Origin of the sequence: Streptomyces sp. NPDC006368, from assembly GCF_040612535.1 — a bacterium.
In the GTDB taxonomy this organism is placed as follows: domain Bacteria; phylum Actinomycetota; class Actinomycetes; order Streptomycetales; family Streptomycetaceae; genus Streptomyces.
This window is the reverse complement of sequence record NZ_JBEXQK010000036.1, coordinates 51,623-66,802: the sequence shown is the minus strand read 5'-3', so window position 1 is coordinate 66,802 and position 15,180 is coordinate 51,623. Positions and strand designations below refer to the sequence as shown.

The 15,180-nt window shown below is 71.0% G+C and carries 14 protein-coding genes and 3 pseudogenes; 11 read left to right on the top strand and 6 right to left on the bottom strand.

The features are described from left to right. On the top strand, positions 1-792 hold a 792-nt coding region (locus tag ABZZ38_RS23390; RefSeq protein ID WP_356743103.1), incomplete at its 5' end, for an alpha-isopropylmalate synthase regulatory domain-containing protein. 115 nt (positions 793-907) lie between these two features. Here ABZZ38_RS23390 and ABZZ38_RS23385 read toward each other — a convergent pair. Both ABZZ38_RS23385 and ABZZ38_RS23380 read right to left on the bottom strand, forming a co-directional pair. Next, positions 908-1,520, bottom strand: a pseudogene (locus ABZZ38_RS23385) (response regulator transcription factor). 451 nt (positions 1,521-1,971) lie between these two features. Next, entirely contained in the window at positions 1,972-2,775 is an 804-nt protein-coding gene (locus tag ABZZ38_RS23380; RefSeq protein ID WP_356743101.1) for a trypsin-like serine protease, read from the bottom strand. Between the two features lie 204 nt (positions 2,776-2,979). Between ABZZ38_RS23380 and ABZZ38_RS23375 the strand changes: the two genes are divergently transcribed. Together ABZZ38_RS23375 and ABZZ38_RS23370 are read left to right on the top strand one after the other, a co-directional pair. Continuing rightward, positions 2,980-3,951 (top strand): LysR family transcriptional regulator, encoded by a 972-nt coding sequence (locus ABZZ38_RS23375; RefSeq protein WP_356743099.1) that lies wholly within the window; start codon positions 2,980-2,982, stop codon positions 3,949-3,951. A gap of 693 nt (positions 3,952-4,644) precedes the next feature. Further along, positions 4,645-5,202: pseudogene (locus ABZZ38_RS23370) on the top strand (substrate-binding domain-containing protein); the annotation flags it as partial. Between the two features lie 43 nt (positions 5,203-5,245). Here ABZZ38_RS23370 and ABZZ38_RS23365 read toward each other — a convergent pair. The 4 genes and pseudogenes from ABZZ38_RS23365 to ABZZ38_RS23350 form a co-directional block, all read right to left on the bottom strand. Then, the gene (locus tag ABZZ38_RS23365; protein WP_356743097.1) at positions 5,246-5,812 is read right to left on the bottom strand and encodes an MFS transporter; all 567 of its coding nucleotides are present in this window, start codon (positions 5,810-5,812) and stop codon (positions 5,246-5,248) included. Between the two features lie 79 nt (positions 5,813-5,891). After that, positions 5,892-6,176: pseudogene (locus ABZZ38_RS23360) on the bottom strand (MFS transporter); the annotation flags it as partial. Then, positions 6,137-6,481 (bottom strand): hypothetical protein, encoded by a 345-nt coding sequence (locus ABZZ38_RS23355; protein WP_356743095.1) that lies wholly within the window; start codon positions 6,479-6,481, stop codon positions 6,137-6,139. The pseudogene ABZZ38_RS23360 and the gene ABZZ38_RS23355, both read right to left, overlap by 40 nt. A gap of 227 nt (positions 6,482-6,708) precedes the next feature. Further along, on the bottom strand, positions 6,709-7,623 hold the full coding sequence (locus tag ABZZ38_RS23350) for a LysR family transcriptional regulator (RefSeq protein WP_356743093.1): 915 nt from the start codon (positions 7,621-7,623) through the stop codon (positions 6,709-6,711). Between the two features lie 131 nt (positions 7,624-7,754). Between ABZZ38_RS23350 and ABZZ38_RS23345 the strand changes: the two genes are divergently transcribed. The 8 genes from ABZZ38_RS23345 (at position 7,755) to ABZZ38_RS23310 (ending at position 15,173) form a co-directional block, all read left to right on the top strand. Further along, the gene (locus tag ABZZ38_RS23345; RefSeq protein ID WP_356743091.1) at positions 7,755-8,753 is read left to right on the top strand and encodes a fumarylacetoacetate hydrolase family protein; all 999 of its coding nucleotides are present in this window, start codon (positions 7,755-7,757) and stop codon (positions 8,751-8,753) included. Continuing rightward, positions 8,750-9,706 carry a cyclase family protein gene (locus ABZZ38_RS23340; protein WP_356743089.1) on the top strand — a complete coding sequence of 319 codons (957 nt, stop codon included), beginning with the start codon at positions 8,750-8,752 and terminating at the stop codon, positions 9,704-9,706. The genes ABZZ38_RS23345 and ABZZ38_RS23340 overlap by 4 nt, the downstream gene beginning before the upstream one ends. 38 nt (positions 9,707-9,744) lie before the next feature. Further along, a complete protein-coding gene (locus tag ABZZ38_RS23335) occupies positions 9,745-10,875 on the top strand; it encodes an FAD-dependent monooxygenase (protein ID WP_356743087.1) in 1,131 nt (376 codons plus the stop codon). Next, the gene (locus ABZZ38_RS23330) at positions 10,872-11,876 is read left to right on the top strand and encodes an amidohydrolase family protein (RefSeq protein ID WP_356743085.1); all 1,005 of its coding nucleotides are present in this window, start codon (positions 10,872-10,874) and stop codon (positions 11,874-11,876) included. Before ABZZ38_RS23335 ends, ABZZ38_RS23330 begins: the two co-directional genes overlap by 4 nt. An 11-nt stretch (positions 11,877-11,887) precedes the next feature. After that, positions 11,888-12,829, top strand: coding sequence for a VOC family protein (locus ABZZ38_RS23325; RefSeq protein ID WP_356743082.1), 942 nt, complete (start codon positions 11,888-11,890; stop codon positions 12,827-12,829). Positions 12,830-13,012: 183 nt separating this feature from the next. Next, positions 13,013-13,984 (top strand): fumarylacetoacetate hydrolase family protein, encoded by a 972-nt coding sequence (locus tag ABZZ38_RS23320; RefSeq protein ID WP_356743079.1) that lies wholly within the window; start codon positions 13,013-13,015, stop codon positions 13,982-13,984. Next, a complete protein-coding gene (locus ABZZ38_RS23315; RefSeq protein ID WP_356743075.1) occupies positions 13,981-14,727 on the top strand; it encodes an SDR family oxidoreductase in 747 nt (248 codons plus the stop codon). The genes ABZZ38_RS23320 and ABZZ38_RS23315 overlap by 4 nt, the downstream gene beginning before the upstream one ends. Beyond that, positions 14,724-15,173, top strand: a complete 450-nt coding sequence (locus tag ABZZ38_RS23310; protein WP_356743070.1) for an SDR family oxidoreductase — start codon at positions 14,724-14,726, stop codon at positions 15,171-15,173. The genes ABZZ38_RS23315 and ABZZ38_RS23310 overlap by 4 nt, the downstream gene beginning before the upstream one ends. The last annotated feature ends 7 nt before the right edge of the window (positions 15,174-15,180 follow it).

Below are 15,180 nucleotides of genomic sequence, written 5' to 3'. Positions count from 1 at the left end.
CTGGTCGGCCGGGTCGTCGAGCGGGTCAAGGAGCGCGAGCTCAAGGGGTACACGTACGAGGCCGCCGACGCCTCCTTCGAGCTGCTGCTGCGCGCCGAAGTCGGGGGCCGCACGGAGAGCTGTTTCGAGCTCGAGTCGTGGCGCGTGATCACGGAGGGCGGGCCGGCCGTGCCGCGTGAGGCGGAGGCGACGGTGAAACTCCGCGCCCAGGGCAAGAGGACGGTCGCTACCGCCGAGGGCAACGGTCCGGTCAACGCCCTCGACCGGGCGATGCGCAAAGCGTTGTGGTCGACGTACCCGGAGGTGTCTTCCTTCGAGCTCGTGGACTACAAGGTCCGCATCCTGGAGGGCCGCCACGGCACCGAGTCCACCACCCGGGTCCTGGTCACCACCGCCGACGGCCACGGCGAGTGGTCCACGGTCGGCGTCGCGGACAACGTGCTCGCCGCGTCCTGCGAGGCACTTCAGGAGGCACTCGCCTACGGGCTTCTGCGCGCTCGGCGCGGAGCAGGCGGGCGCGGCGGCCCCTCGCCGCTTGCAGGAGCGCTGGAGCCGGATGATGCGGCGTGCACGCTCCGCGTGGCGATCCGTGACAGCCGTGGAGCGCTGGGCCGGATCGCCGCCACGCTGAGCAGCATGCCGGTGCTGGCCCTGTCCTACGGGGTGGCGGACGCCTCCAGGGCCACCGCTGAGATCCGGCTGCCCCGGGCCCACGGGGCACGTGCACGCGGCAGGCTGAACCGCATGGTGGACGTGCTGGGCGTCACCGATTCGGTGGCCCGGCCCCGGTGAGCGCACGGCCTCCCACCGGGTGATCAGTGGAGCGTCGTCTGGACTCGGGCCAAGGTATTCGGTGGGGCCGAGGCCGGGGTGTGCGGGCGTGGGGCGTCGCACGGGTGCGGGGCACTTACTGGCGGCGGATGTGGCCGAGGCCAGTGGCGGTAGCGACGGCGGCGGTGCGGGGGGCGACGCCGAGCTTGGCGTAGATGCGGGCCAGATGGGACTTGACGGTTCCTTCGGTGAGGTGGAGCCGGGTCGCGATGGCCTGGTTGGACAGGCCATCGCGACCAGGGCGAGGACTTCGGTCTCGCGTCGGGTCAGGGCGGTGCCGGGGGCACGCAGCCGGTTCAGCAGCCTGTCCGCGACGGCGGGTGCCAGGGTGGTTCAGCCCGTGGCGGCGGTGCGGACGGCGGCTGCCAGGTCCTCGGGGGGCGTCTTTGAGGAGGTAGCCGGTGGCGCCGGCTTCGATAGCGCGCAGCGTGTCGGCGTCGGTGTCGTAGGTGGTGCCGATCAGGACGCGGGGTGCGCCGGGGCGAGCGGTGACGGGCGGTCGCCTCGGCGCGGTTCATGCCCTTGCCGAACTGCAGGTCCATGAGGACGATGTCGCCGTGGGCGGCGCGGGCGATGGCGTCCTCAGCGGTGGCGGCCTCGGCCACCACGGCGATGCCAGGCTCGGTCTCCAGTACGGCGCGGAGTCCGGCCCGTACGTCGGGGTGGTCGTCGGCCAGGAGCAGACGGATGGGGGGTGCTGGTCACGGGCTGGCCTCGAGTGCGGGGTCGGGGATCGGGTCGAGGGGCCGTTGGGCGGCCAGGGCGGTGCCGTGACCGGGGGCGGATTCGATGCTGAGGAGTCCACCGGACGACCCAGCTGAGCTCCTCGTCGGCGTCCGCCTGGGCCATGAGCGCGGTGAACACCCGCTCCCAGGTCCCGTCGACGGCCCACATGCGAAGCCGGTTGTAGACACCCCGCCAGTTGCCATACCTCTCGGCCAGGTGGACCCACTGCGCATCAGTCAACGGCACACCCCGGACCAACGATCAGATGATCTGAACGAAACGGCCTAGCCGCGCGTGGCGGGGGCTCGGGCGCGACTCGACGAGGCCCGACACTGTGGCGTCATTCCGGCGGGGCCCGCACCCGTATCGGTGCGGGCCCACGCCTTTCAGCGGTTCCTTGTTCTGCCCCGTGGGTCAGCCGTTGGCCGCTACGGACCTGATCCACTCGATGTACGGAGCGGTGGCGGTGTACCGGGTGAAGGTCTGCCGGTCACTGGTGGAGGCCACCCCGACCACGCTTCCGCTGGTCATCGCAGGACCGCCGGAGTCGCCGCCGGCCCCGACACCGTCGACGGCTTCCAGGTGGAGGGCGGTGCCGCCGTAGAGGTCGGGGGCCAGGCCGGCCATGCGCATGGTGGCGGTTTTGAGGGTCGGCGACTGGCAGTAGGTCTCATACTGCTGGCATGTGGCGCCCCATCCGTAGACGGAGACGTGGGAGCCGGTCCGCGGGTAGGCGCTGGCGATGGGGGCGGGCGTGTTGCTGACGTCCCGGTCGAGCCGGACCATCGCGAGATCCGCCGACGGGTGCAGGGTGATCCGGGCGGCGGCGGCCGTGGTCCCCCCGCTCTCCGCGTAGGTGCTGCCGATGCGGAAGGCGTATTGCGCGGGCTGCTCGACGCAGTGCCTGGCGGTCAGGATATAGCGGGAGGACACCAGGGTTGAGGTGCACATTCCCCACCCGTTCTGCAACACGCGGGCATGGTATGTCTGCGCCTGGCTCTGGTCGCCGCCGATGATGGGCATGGCGTTGCGCGTCATCGGAGAGGAGGACGTGGTGATGGCGGCTCCGGCGCCACCCGTGGTGGGGTACGCGGTGGCGGTGTGTGTACGGGCGTCGGCCGGGGCCGCAGTGGCCTGGCCCACGGCGCCGAGGATGGCGGTGACGGCGAGACCGACCGCGCAGGCGGCTATGCGCGGAAACGGCATGGGGGGCTTCATACGGTGAGCTCCTTCGAGTTCGGTCGCGGGAAAGCGACGTGGTGCGGGATGAGTGTGAGCCGGGAGAGGCGGCTGTGTGGAGGCTGCTGTCTCCTGATAGCCCGGTGCTATTAGCCGGGCGGGGACGACCGCCGAGCCCGGGCCCGCCTCTTGCGTCCGTTCAGGATCTAGACCCACAACTCCCTGCGGATCTACGCTCCCGCTATGGAGCTGGAGGTACGGCATCTGCGGGTCGTGTGCGCCATCGCTGACGCCGGTAGCCTGCACAAAGCGGCACGTGTGCTGGGGATGGCCCAGCCGTCGGTGACCGCACAGTTGCGCCGGATCGAGCAGGCGCTTGGCGGGCAGTTGTTCATCCGGCAGCCAGATGGCTGCCGTCCCACCGTGTTCGGACACCAACTCCTTGCCCGGGCCCGCCCCTTGCTGGCCGAAATGACCGGCCTGACCGCTGACATGCGTGCTGTGGCCGCTCGCGCCGCTCAGACGCCGCAACTACGCATCGGTTCCACGCCCAGCCGTGTCTTGACCGGCTGGGCGCGCCGACTCCGCGACCGCCATCCCGGGTCCGTACCAGCCGTCCAGACCGACGTGTCCTCGAATGCGCTGCTGCGAATGGTTGCCGCAGGCCAGCTCGATGTGGCTTACGTACATGAGATGGAAGGCACCCATCTGCGCTTCCCGCCCGGCCTGCGGCAGCGCGTCCTGCTGGAGCGTGAGCCTGGATTCTTGGCCATCGCCGGGCATCACCCCCTCGCCGGCCAGGAGAGCGTACGGCTGGAGGATCTGACGGAGGAGCGGTGGATGATGGACAGGACGGCCGACGGGGAGTGGGAGAGCCTGTACCGGGCACTTCTCCTGGCCGGTCTCACACCACGGCTGCTGCATGGCGACTACTCCACCGCCGCCCTGCTGGTCGCCACCGGTGAAGCCGTCACTGTTTGCCAGGCCACCTCGACCGGCTGGGACAGCGTGGTGACGCGGCGCCTTGCAGGCGACCCGATCGGATGGCGCTGGCTGCTGGCCGCACGTACCGAAACCGAGTTGGACACCGTCCACGACGACTTGATCGCGGCCTATCGGGAGGCAGCCGGGCAAGTGCCGGCCTACCACGCGATGGCGCCACTCACCTTCGGTCCCGTACCGCACACCGCCGACGGGCGAGCGTGCAATTCCTGAAGCACACCGCACCCGCTGCCCAGATGCAGACTCAACGGCGCTCCGGCCTCGTGGGCGCTGCGTCTGCGCAACGACGACGACGGCCAGGGGCTGAACGAGCTGGGCGCGGCCCTGGCGGCCGGGCGCGGGCACGTCCAGGTCCTGTCCGAGGGGCCTGGGCACAGGACCGTCCTGGTGTTCATGCCCGATCACCCCGACGACGGCGTCGGCACGCTGGCCCGGGTCCGCACGAGCGACGGCCCGGACGGCGACGTCGTCTTCGAGCGGAGCGAGGAACGGCCGATGGGGCTGTGGGCGGAAGCCGGGGAGGGACTCCTGCGGATCGTGCCGCTGCTCGGTCCGGACGCGCCGCCCGCGGACGAACTCCAGGACTGCCGACTGTGCCCCGGCTGCTTACCGGCCCGTCTACGAAAGCTCTTCGGTCGAGATCTTGGGGGTGCCCGTCGGCCCGTGCGGTACGAGCCGGGGGCAGCTGTGTCTAGGCGCAGTGAGCAGGGTCCCGGTCGAGGCGTACGACTCCGGGCCCGACGCTGACGCCGACCGGGAGTGGCTGATGACACTCCGCCGAACTCACGCTGCCACCGGGCGCCGAGGGACTCGGCGCCCGGGCTGGCTGTATTGCCTTACGTGGTCAGTTGATGGTGACCGCCCTCTGCGCAGTCATGGCGCGGGAGTTACAGGCGGTGGCGAAGAATGGCCTGCGTCGTCGCCGGTCAGGACTTGGCAGCGGTCGGCACGTGTTCCATCACAGTCGACGACCTCGCCGGCGGCAGAGCCGCAGCGGCGCATCTGCCCGCCCAGGGCCACCGGTCCGTCGTCGTCGTAGCGGGACCTGGTCCGATGATGCGCCGCAGGCGTCGAGGGGCGAGGGAGGCCTTGCAGGAATCCGATGACAGGGCCGTCTGCCTCGGGGAGTTGGCGACGGAGGACACCAGCGTGGGTGCTGGCCGGGATGCTGGGCAGCGACTCCTCGGGGTGACGCCCCGGCCGACCGCAGTCCTTTGCTTCCATGACCTGCTGGTCCTCGGCCTCAGGCAGGCCCTGCATGAGGCCGGCGTACGCGTTCCACAGGATGTCGCGGTGGTGGGTTATGAAGATCTCGCCTTTGCCGCGACCGCGGTGGTGCCGTTGACCTCGGTGCGCTGGCCCGCGCGGTCCCTGGGCATGCGTGCGGGCCGTCTGCTCGTGGAGCACACGGCCCAGGCGGCGCATGAACACGTTCACGAGGTGCTGAAACCCGAACTCGTCGTGCGCCGGTCCACCTTGGACGTACTTGTGCAGCCGCTGGCCCTGATCACTGCTGCACACTTTCGGGCGAGCCTGCGGGAGCGGGGCGGCGAGCGGTCAGGAGGAGCGCGGCGGCGAGGACGGCGGTGGTCACCCCGAGAAGGGCGACGGCGGAGGCGAGGCTGCCCGCCGGCCCCTTGCCCGCGAGGAGCACCAGAGGACAGAGGAACTCGCCGAGGAAGAAGGCCGCGGTCCACAGGCCCATGCCGCGCCCGCGGTCGGCGAATTCCAGTAGGGACATGGCCCGGGTGACCAGCGACGGCAGCAGCATGCCGGTCCCGACGCAGTTGACGATCGCCCCGGCGATGAGAAGGGGCAGGCTGTCGGCGAGGCCCATGAGCAGGAAGCCGGCCGCGCGAAGAGCGAGCAGCAGCGGGATCCGGTGGCGGCGGTCCGGGGAGAGACGGGTGAAGAGGACGGAGCCGAGGACGGTGGCGGCGCTGGCCACGGCGGTAACCGCGCCGATGGTGCCAGTGGAGTCGGTGCCCAGGTCGTCCAGGAGGTAGGCCATCTCGACGGGGACGGTGTAGAAGACGACGGCACCGAAGACGGTGAGGAGACAGATTCCCGCCATACGGCGAACGGGGAACGGGGAACGGGCGCGGCGTGGACTGCTTGCCGGCCGCGTCGCCGCGCTTCGGCGGCTGGGAGACGGGCAGGACACGGGCCATGACGGGCGCGAGGAGCAGGCCCACGGCGTACAGCCAGAAGGGGGCGCGCCAGTCGGCGGCTCCGAGCGCGCCGCCGAGGACGAAGAAGACCGTGGCCGAGGCAGAGGCACACATGGTCTGGAGGGCGAGGTAGCGGTCGCGCAGCTCGCCGCTGTAGTAGTCGCCGATGAGGGTGGTGCAGGCGGTCATGATCGCCGCTTCCGTCACCCCCACGAGGACGCGGCTGATCAGTATGGCGTGGAGGGAGTCCAGCCAGAGGGGTGCCATCCCGGACACTGCGTGGAGACCCGTGGCGACGACGGCAGGCGCTTGCGGCCCAGCCGGTCGACGATCATGCCCGCGAAGGGGGCGAGCAGGGCGAGGGCGAGCGCGGGGACGGTAAGGACGACGGGGACCAGTGCCGCGCTGCCCGGCACGCCCTCGAAGTGGTCCTGCATGCGGGGCAGCACGGGAGCGAGGAGCACCGCCCCGAGGACTGGCAGACAACTGCCGGCCATGAGCACGACGGCGGGAAGGCGCCCGGCGGGAGCCGTGTCGTGGTCGTGGCGGGGCGGTGCGGCAGGAGCGGGCATCAGTGCACTCCAGGGCGGGAGAGGGGCGGAGACGGCGCCCGGTCGCGATGAGGCACGAGAACAGTGCGGAGACCGGGGCGGAGGGTGCCCTCGACTATGCGTGCCGGTGGGCGTGGTGCCCACCCCCTATGTCATCCGGTTCAACGATGATTCCGATCCACCGGATGGATACTTCCTGACGGAGTGGCTCCGTGTTACCCCCGTGCCGAAGGGTGTGCAGGAAGACATCAGAGCTGCGTGTCGGCGATGCGGCGACCGACCCTGGCGGCAGTCTCCCTGAGCCAGATGTGTGCCGCGTCGTGGGTGTGGACCGGATGCCACCACAGGGCCTCACGAAGGGGAACGGCTTCGTAGGGGGGTTCGAGTACGCGTACTCCGCCCAGGGGAGCGAGACGGTGTGCGAGGCGGGCCTGGACGAGGGCGATGCGGCGAGTGCCCGCGACGAGGGCGGGCAGAGCATGGAAGCTGTCGACGGAGACCTCTACGCGCGGATCGATGCCGAGCATGCCGAGCTGGCGCACGGCGGGGGCGTCGTAGGTGCGCTGGTAGGTGACCCAGGGCAGCCGGGCGAGGTCCTGGCGGGTGAGACGGTCCTCGACGCTGGGGTGGTCGTCGGAGACGACGAAGACCCAGCGATCGTCGTAGAGGTCGGTGGCGGGGAAGTCGCTGATGACGCCGTGGGGCATCAGGAGGCCGTCGGTGGCGCTGAGCAGGCTCGCGGTGTCGTCGACGACGGTGATGGGGGTGCGGGTGAACCGCAGGCGAATGCCGGGGGCCTCTTCGTGGATGACGCGGGCGAGCTCGACGCCGAAGACATCGACGGCGTAGTCGGAGGCGATGATGCGGAACTCGCGGGTCTCGGTGGCCGGGTCGAAGGAGGCCTGGCTGGTGAAGAGGCGTTCGAGGACGTCGTAGGCGGTGGCGGTGCGGTCCAGCAGGACCTGGCCGAGGGCGGTGAGCTCGTACTGGCTCCCTTCGCGGGCGAGGAGCTCGTCGCCGAAGTGCCGGCGCAGCCGGGCCAGTGCGGCACTCATCGCCGGCTGGCTCAGGCCCACGCGCTGCCCAGCCCTGGTGACGTTGCGTTCTTCGAGGAGGGCACGAAGCGCGACGACGAGGTTGAGGTCGAGGCGGGCCAGGTTCACGGTAGGGAGCCTCCTTCTGAAAACGGTGCAATCAAGCACTATTTGTTCTGTCGATGACAGTTATCCACAGAATTGATTTCCCTGATCACGCGATGCGGGTCCACATTAGTCCCACCGCAAATCAGGAGGACATGTCGGTGAAACCTCAACCCGCTTCTGATCTTTTCGCCGGGCCTTTCGCCCTCGGCACTCTTTCGGCCTCTGACGGCCCCGCTTTCCCTGCCCTCATCGACCACGAAGGGCAGGTCCTGGACCTGCGGGAGGCCCTGTCCGACCCGGCCCTGACCATGCGGGACCTGCTGGAGCGGTGGCCGGCCGTTCTCCCCCGGCTGCGTGCGCTCGCCGCCGATCCGGAGCCCGCCCGGCACCCTCTGTCGGATTTCCGGGTCCTGGCCCCCGTCGAGCCCCGGCAGGTCTTCCAGTCGGGGGCCAACTACCGGCAGCACGTCATCGACCTGCACGTCGCCCACCGAGCGCCGGGCGACGAGCGCTCCGAGGAGGAGCGACGGGCCGAGGCGGCCGAGATCATGAACCGGCGGGCCGCCGAGGACCTGCCGTACGTCTTCATCGGCCTGCCCAGTGCGGTCACCGGCCCGTACGACGACGTCACGCTGCCCACGTGGGCGGAGAAGCCCGACTGGGAACTGGAATTGGCGGCGGTGATCGGCCACCCCGCGTACCAGGTCTCGGTGGAGGAGGCCCTGGAGTACGTCGCCGGGTACACGATCGCCAACGACCTGACCGACCGGGCGACGGTATTCCGCCGGGACATGCCGCAGATCGGCACGGACTGGCTGCGCAGCAAGAATGCCCCCGGCTTCACCCCGCTGGGCCCGTGGATCGTACCGGCCGAGTCCGTCGGCGACACCGGCGACCTCCAGCTGACCCTGAAGCTCAACGGCGAGGTCATGCAGGACGAGTCCACCAAGGACATGATCTTCGACGTCGCGCGGATGGTGGCGTACGCCTCCCAGTCGGCTCGGCTCCTGCCGGGCGACCTCGTGCTCACCGGTTCGCCCGCCGGCAACGGCATGCACTGGGGTCGGCTGCTGCGCGATGGCGACGTGATGGAGTCCACCATCACCGGCCTGGGCACGCAGCGCACGCGATGTGTCGCGGAGGAGGCGTGAACCGCGCCGACCCCGAGGGCGCGATCGCCCAGGCTGCCAAGGAATGCTCCAACTGGGGCCGTTGGGGGGAGGACGACCGGCTGGGCACCGTGAACTTCCTCGACGAGGCCAAGCGCCGCGAAGGTGCCGCGCTCGTCCGGCGGGGAGTGAGCTTCTCGCTGTCCCAGCGCTTCGACATCGACGGGCCGCAGAAGGGGTGGCGGCGGCGGACCAACCCGGTCCACACCATGCTCGACACAGGGACGGACGCGGCTCTGGGCAACCAGGGGCTCCCGCACGGCATCGGCGGCGCCGACGACGTGATCGCGATGCCCCTGCAGTGCTCGACCCAGTGGGACGGTCTGGGGCACATCTTCGACCACGGCAAGGCGTGGAACGGGCGCCCGGCCGAACAGGTCGTCACCTCCGACGGCGACCAGGTCACCGGCATCGAGCACATGGCCCCGCACATCGCCGGACGCGCCGTCCTCCTCGACGTCGGCCGCACGGCCGGCGAGGACGGCGAACTGCCCGACGGGTTCGCGATCACCGAGGAGCACCTGACGGCCGCCGCGGAGGCCCATGGGGTCACAGTCGGGCGCGGCGACATCGTCCTCGTACGGACCGGGCAGCTCGCCCGCGTCCGCCGTGACGGATGGGGCGACTACGCGGGCGGCGCCGCCCCGGGCCTGTCGTTCACCACGGCGTCCTGGCTCCACACCAGCGAGATCGCCGCGATCGCCACCGACACCTGGGGCTTCGAGGTCCGACCCAACGAGTTCGACCACGCCTTCCAGCCGCTCCACCAGGTCGTCATCCCGCACATCGGGCTGCTGATCGGCGAGATGTGGGACTTCGAGGCCCTCGCCGGGGACTGCGCGACCGACGGCGTGTACGAGTTCTGGCTCACCGCCGCCCCCCTGCCCATCACCGGCGCCGTCGGGTCCCCCGTCAACCCCGTCGCCGTCAAGTAGTCCCGGGACCCACAGCCCGAGGAACAAGGGAGTTCCCCATGAGCACACCCCGCAGAGTCCTGGTCATCGGCGGCGGAGCGGCCGGCAACGCCGCAACGATCCTGCTGCGCCGCGCCGGGATCGACGTCGACCTCGTCGAGGCCAAGGACGACTGGAACGCCACCGCCGGCTCCGGCATCACCCTCCAGGGCAACGCCCTGCGCGTGCTGCGCGAGCTCGGCGTCTGGGAGCAGGTCAAGATCTCCGGCTTCCCCTTCGGGTCCGTCGGCATCACCACCCCCGGCGGCGACGTCCTGCACGTCCAGCGCGATCTGCGCACCGGCGGTGACGACCTGCCGGCCACCGTCGGCATACAGCGCCCGCAGCTCCAGCGGATCCTGATCGACGCGGTCCGCGCCACCGGCGCGACCGTCCGCCTCGGCACGACCGCCACCATCGTGGGCCAGGACGCGTCCGGCGTCACCGTCCGGCTGAGCGGCGGCGGCGAGCACCGCTACGACCTCGTCGTCGCCGCCGACGGTCTGGGCTCGGCCACGCGGGCCCAGATCGGAATCACCGACAAGCCCGAGCCGACCGGCATGGCCATCTGGCGCGTCGCCGCCCCACGGCCCGTCGGCGTCGAGCGCACCGACCTCGCCTACGGCGGCCCGGCGTTCATCGCCGGCTACTGCCCCACCAGCGACACCACGCTCTACGCGTACGTCGTCGAGAAGAACCGCGACCGCTCCTCCATACCTGTCGAGACGTACGGCGAAGAGATGGTCCGCCTGGCCTCGGCCTACGGCGGTGCGTGGCCGGCGATCACCGCCACGATCACCGACCCCTCGAAGGTCAACTACACCTGGTTCGACCGCCTGCTCGTCGAAGGCTCCTGGCATCGTGGGCGGGTCGTTCTCGTCGGCGACGCCGCTCACTGCTGCCCGCCCACCCTCGCCCAGGGTGCGGCGCTCTCCCTGGAGGACGCCTGGGTCCTCGCGCAGATGCTCACCGCCTCCGACACCTGGGACGAGGAGCTGCTCCAGGCCTACTACGACCGCCGGATCGTCCGGGTCCGCCCGGTCGTGGAGGCGTCCGTCCAGATCGGCCAGTGGCAGGTCGACGGCGTCCGCGACGCCGACGTGCCCGGGCTCATGGCCCGCACCATGACCATGCTCAGGGAGCTGCCGTGACCGCGCCCACCGTGGACGTCCACGCCCACGTCCTGCTGCCCCAGGTCGAGGCCCTCGTCGCGGGCCTTCCCGGCCACGCCGACGCCAAGGATCTCGACGCCCGCCGCAACGGGCCCGACGCGCTCGCCGTCAGCGGCGCCATGGTCCGCGACCGGATCCCCGCCCTGACCGACCCGGCCGTCCGCCTCGCCCGGATGGACGCGCAAGGCGTCGACGTGCAGCTCGTCAGCCCCTCGCCGTCGCACTACCACTACTGGGCGGACGCGGACACGGCAGAGAAGGTCTACCGGCTGGCCAACGAGGCGACCGCCGCACACTGTGCGGCCGCGCCCGACCGGCTGCGGGGCCTGGGGCTGGTTCCGCTGCAGCATCCCGATCAGCTCGTGCCCGCCTTCGACCACGCGCTGGAGCAGGGGCTCACCGGCGTGGAGATCTCCAGCCACGCCCCCGGCCGGGAGCTGTCCGATCCGGTCCACGAGCCGCTGTGGGCGCGGGCCGAGGAGACCGGGGCGGTCGTGTTCCTGCACCCGTTCGGCTGCACGCTCGACGAGCGCCTGGACCGGTGGTACCTGTCCAACACCGTGGGCCAGCCCACCGAGAACGCCGTCGCGCTCTCGCACCTGATCTTCTCCGGAGTCCTCGACCGGCACCCCGGGCTGAAGATCGTCGCGGCCCACGGCGGCGGCTACCTGCCCACCCATATCGGGCGCAGCGACCACGCCTGGCGGGCCCGGACCGACGCGTCGGCCGGATGCGCCCAGCTGCCCAGCAGCTACCTGCGGCGCCTGTACTTCGACTCGCTCGTGCACGACCCGGCCGTACTGCGGGCGCTGGTGGAGACGGCCGGAGCGGACAGGGTGCTGCTCGGCTCGGACTTCCCCTTCGACATGGGATCCGACGACCCCGTCGGCGCGCTGCGCGCGGCCGACTTGGCCGAGGCCGACTTCCACGCCGTCCGTGGCGCCAACGCCGCCGCCCTGCTCAACCTCTCCCCCGCCTGAGGAGGCATCCCATGACGAACACCCGCCTGCTCACCCATCTGCGGCACGTGGACCTCGCCGTGCCGGACTACGAGAAGCAGCTCGACTTCTACGCCGGTGTATGGGGCCTGTCCAAGATCGCCGAGGACTCCGGCATCTCCTTCCTCGCCGCCGAGGGCAGCCCCGAGCAGTACGTCGTCCGGCTCCGCAAGGCCGACGAGAAGCGTCTCGACCTCGTCTCCTACGGCGCCGCGACCCCGGCCGACGTGGACACCCTCGCCGAGCGGCTCCTGGCCGACGGGGTCCAGCTGATCTCGCAGCCCGGCGCTGTCGACACCCCCGGCGGCGGCTACGGCTTCCGGTTCTTCGACGTCGACGGCCGCACCATTGAGGTCTCCGCCGACGTCGAGGTCCGCAAGCACCGGAAGATCGAGGAGAAGGAGTCGATCCCGGTCAAGCTGTCGCACGTCGTCCTCAACTCCCCCGGCCTGGAGCGCACCCGCGCCTGGTACGAGCGGCACCTCGGTTTCCGGCTGTCCGACACGCTCAGCTCGCCCCACATGGGCGAGGTCATGCACTTCATGCGGATCAGCTCCCAGCACCACTCCATGGCGCTGGCCAAGGGCCCGCACACCTCCCTGCACCACATCTCCTTCGAAATGCGCGGCATCGACGAGTACATGCGCGGCTCGGGCAGGGTCCTGCGGGCCGGTCACACGAAGATCTGGGGGCCGGGCAGGCACATGGCCGGGGACAACACCTTCACCTACTTCCTCGACCCGCACGGCAACACCGTCGAGTACACCACCGAGCTGGAGAACCTCGACGAGGACACCTGGCACCCCCACGTCTACGACTTCTCGCAGCCCGAGGTCACCGACCAGTGGGGCACCGCCAACCCGATGAACGAGCTCGTCGCCAAGGAGTCGTTCAACGACCCCGACCGCGGCTGCTTCGTCGCCCCGCCGGTCTGATCGTCCCCGACCGTCCGATCCCCGGGAACGCGGCCGGCGGTGTCCCGCCCTGACTCGCGCCGCCGCGTTCCCGGCCCCGGTCCACGGGATCGGAGCCGTCCGAAGAGGGCCGGCAACGGGCTTTCCTCTCCGTCCCGGACGGCCCGGTCCCGTGTCCCCCGTTCTCCACCTGGGAGCCGCATCATGCGCTTCGCCGCTTTCGCCCACCGGCACCGGAACCGTGTGGCCGTCGTCGAGGACGACGGCACGCTGTTCCCCCTGCCCGGAGTCACCTCGCTGACTGATCTGATCCGCGACACCGACGGCCTCCCCGGTCTCCTCGCCGCCGGCGCGGCGGCCCTGGACGTGCCACCGGGCCCGCACGTCTCCGAGGTCCGGCTGCTCTCCCCCCTCCAGCCCTCCTCTGTAAGGGACTTCGTCACCTTCGAAGAACACGTCGAGGGCGTGCGCCGCTCCGTGAACGGCGAATCCGGGGTACCCGCCCAGTGGTACGAGGCACCCACCTACTACTTCACCAACCCCCACGCCGTCTTCGGCCCCCACGACGACGTGCCGATGCCGCCCGGCTCGTCCGTGCTCGACTTCGAGCTGGAGGTGGCGGCGGTCATCGGCCGAGACGGCCGCGACCTCACCCCCGAGCGGGCACGGGACCACATCGTCGGATACACGGTCTTCAACGACTGGTCCGCGCGGGACCTGCAGTCCGCCGAGATGAAGGTCGGCCTCGGACCGTGCAAGGGCAAGGACTCCGCCACCACCCTCGGCCCCTATCTGGTGACCGCCGACGAGCTGGAGCCCTACCGGGACACCGATGGGTTCCTGCGGCTGGCACTGACGGCCGAGGTCAACGGCGAGCAGGTCGGCTCCGACCTGCTGTCCAACATGAGCTGGACCTTCGAGGAGATGGCCGCCTACGCCTCGCGCGGCACCCGGATCGTCGCCGGCGACGTCCTGGGCTCCGGCACCTGCGGCAACGGCGGCTGCCTCGCCGAACTGTGGGGCCGCTCCGGCGAGCAGGTCCCGCCGCCGCTGGGGCCCGGCGACACCGTCACCCTCACCGTGGAAGCAATCGGGTCCCTCACCACCCGGGTGGTCCCCGGCACCGAGCCGGTCGCCCTGCCCAAGGGGCGGCGCCGCGACCGGGAGCGGCCGTGAACGGCGCGCGCCTCGCGGGAAAGGTCGTGGTCGTCACGGGTGCAACCCGGGGACAGGGCGCCGCCGAGGTGGCCGCCCTGGAGCGGGAGGGCGCCACGGTCGTCGCCACGGACGTGAAAGGCAGGGAAGGCGTCCGCAGGCTCGACGTCACCCTGGCCGACGACTGGGCCGACCTGGCCGGTCACCTGCGCGAGACGTACGGGGCGGTGCACGGCCTGGTCAACAACGCCGGCATCACCTGGCGGGCCCGGATCGGCGAGGTCACCGCCCAGGACATGAGCCGCGTCCACGCCGTCAATGTGAACGGTCCGCTCCTTGGAATCCAGCACCTGGCTCCGTTGATGCCCCCGGGCTCGTCCGTCGTGAACGTCGGCTCCTCCGCCGCACTGACCGCCCACTACCCAGTGGCCTATACGACGAGCAAGTGGGCCCTGCGCGGCCTGTCGAAAACCGCCGCAATGGAACTCGGTCCCCGGGGGATCCGGGTGAACACCATCCACCCCGGGTTCATCGAGACGGCGATGACGGCCTCGGCCGCGCCCGCCTTCCGGGAGGCGAACATCCGCGAGACGCCGCTGGGCCGGGTGGGCACCGTCGACGAGGTCACGCCGCTGGTCGTGTTCCTGCTCTCCGACGAGTCGTCGTTCATCACCGGTGCGGAGATCCCCGTCGACGGTGGCCTCACCTCGCACGGCGGGGTGAAGTCCGTGTCCGACGCGCTGCTCGACGGGGCCGCGCGATGAGGCGGCCGGAAGGGAAGGTCGCCCTGGTCCCGGGTACGGCCCGCGGGCTGGGGAAGGCCGCGGCGCTCCGGTTCGCGGCCGAGGGCGCCCTGGTCGTCGGCGGCGACCTCCTGCATGACGAAGCCTTGGAGACGCAGCGGGAGATCGGCCGGGAAGGCGGCACGGCTCTCACGGCGGGCCCCTTGGACGTCACCCGCCCCGAATCCGTCGAAGCGTGGGTGGCGGAAGCGGTCGAGGCGTTCGGCGGCGTCGACATCGTCCTCACCAGCGCGGGCTCGGTGCGGTTCGGCCCCCTCGTCGAACAGTCCTATGACGACTACGCGTCCACTGTGCGCTCCGAGCTGGACTCGGGTGGCTCACCGCCCGTGCCGCGTGGCCGCACCTGGCACGTAGCCGCGGCTGCATCGTCACCATCGGCTCGACGGCCGGGATCAGCGGCTCCCTGACAACCAC

Excerpts from the sequence above, each read along its gene's own strand:
- ABZZ38_RS23375 (WP_356743099.1), top strand. The coding sequence starts at position 2,980 with ATGGAGCTGGAGGTACGGCATCTGCGGGTCGTGTGCGCCATCGCTGAC.
- ABZZ38_RS23335 (WP_356743087.1), top strand. The coding sequence starts at position 9,745 with ATGAGCACACCCCGCAGAGTCCTGGTCATCGGCGGCGGAGCGGCCGGC.
- ABZZ38_RS23380 (WP_356743101.1), bottom strand. The coding sequence starts at position 2,775 with ATGAAGCCCCCCATGCCGTTTCCGCGCATAGCCGCCTGCGCGGTCGGT.
- ABZZ38_RS23355 (WP_356743095.1), bottom strand. The coding sequence starts at position 6,481 with ATGCCCGCTCCTGCCGCACCGCCCCGCCACGACCACGACACGGCTCCC.
- ABZZ38_RS23365 (WP_356743097.1), bottom strand. The coding sequence starts at position 5,812 with ATGGCGGGAATCTGTCTCCTCACCGTCTTCGGTGCCGTCGTCTTCTAC.
- ABZZ38_RS23345 (WP_356743091.1), top strand. The coding sequence starts at position 7,755 with ATGTCGGTGAAACCTCAACCCGCTTCTGATCTTTTCGCCGGGCCTTTC.
- ABZZ38_RS23310 (WP_356743070.1), top strand. The coding sequence starts at position 14,724 with ATGAGGCGGCCGGAAGGGAAGGTCGCCCTGGTCCCGGGTACGGCCCGC.
- ABZZ38_RS23325 (WP_356743082.1), top strand. The coding sequence starts at position 11,888 with ATGACGAACACCCGCCTGCTCACCCATCTGCGGCACGTGGACCTCGCC.
- ABZZ38_RS23320 (WP_356743079.1), top strand. The coding sequence starts at position 13,013 with ATGCGCTTCGCCGCTTTCGCCCACCGGCACCGGAACCGTGTGGCCGTC.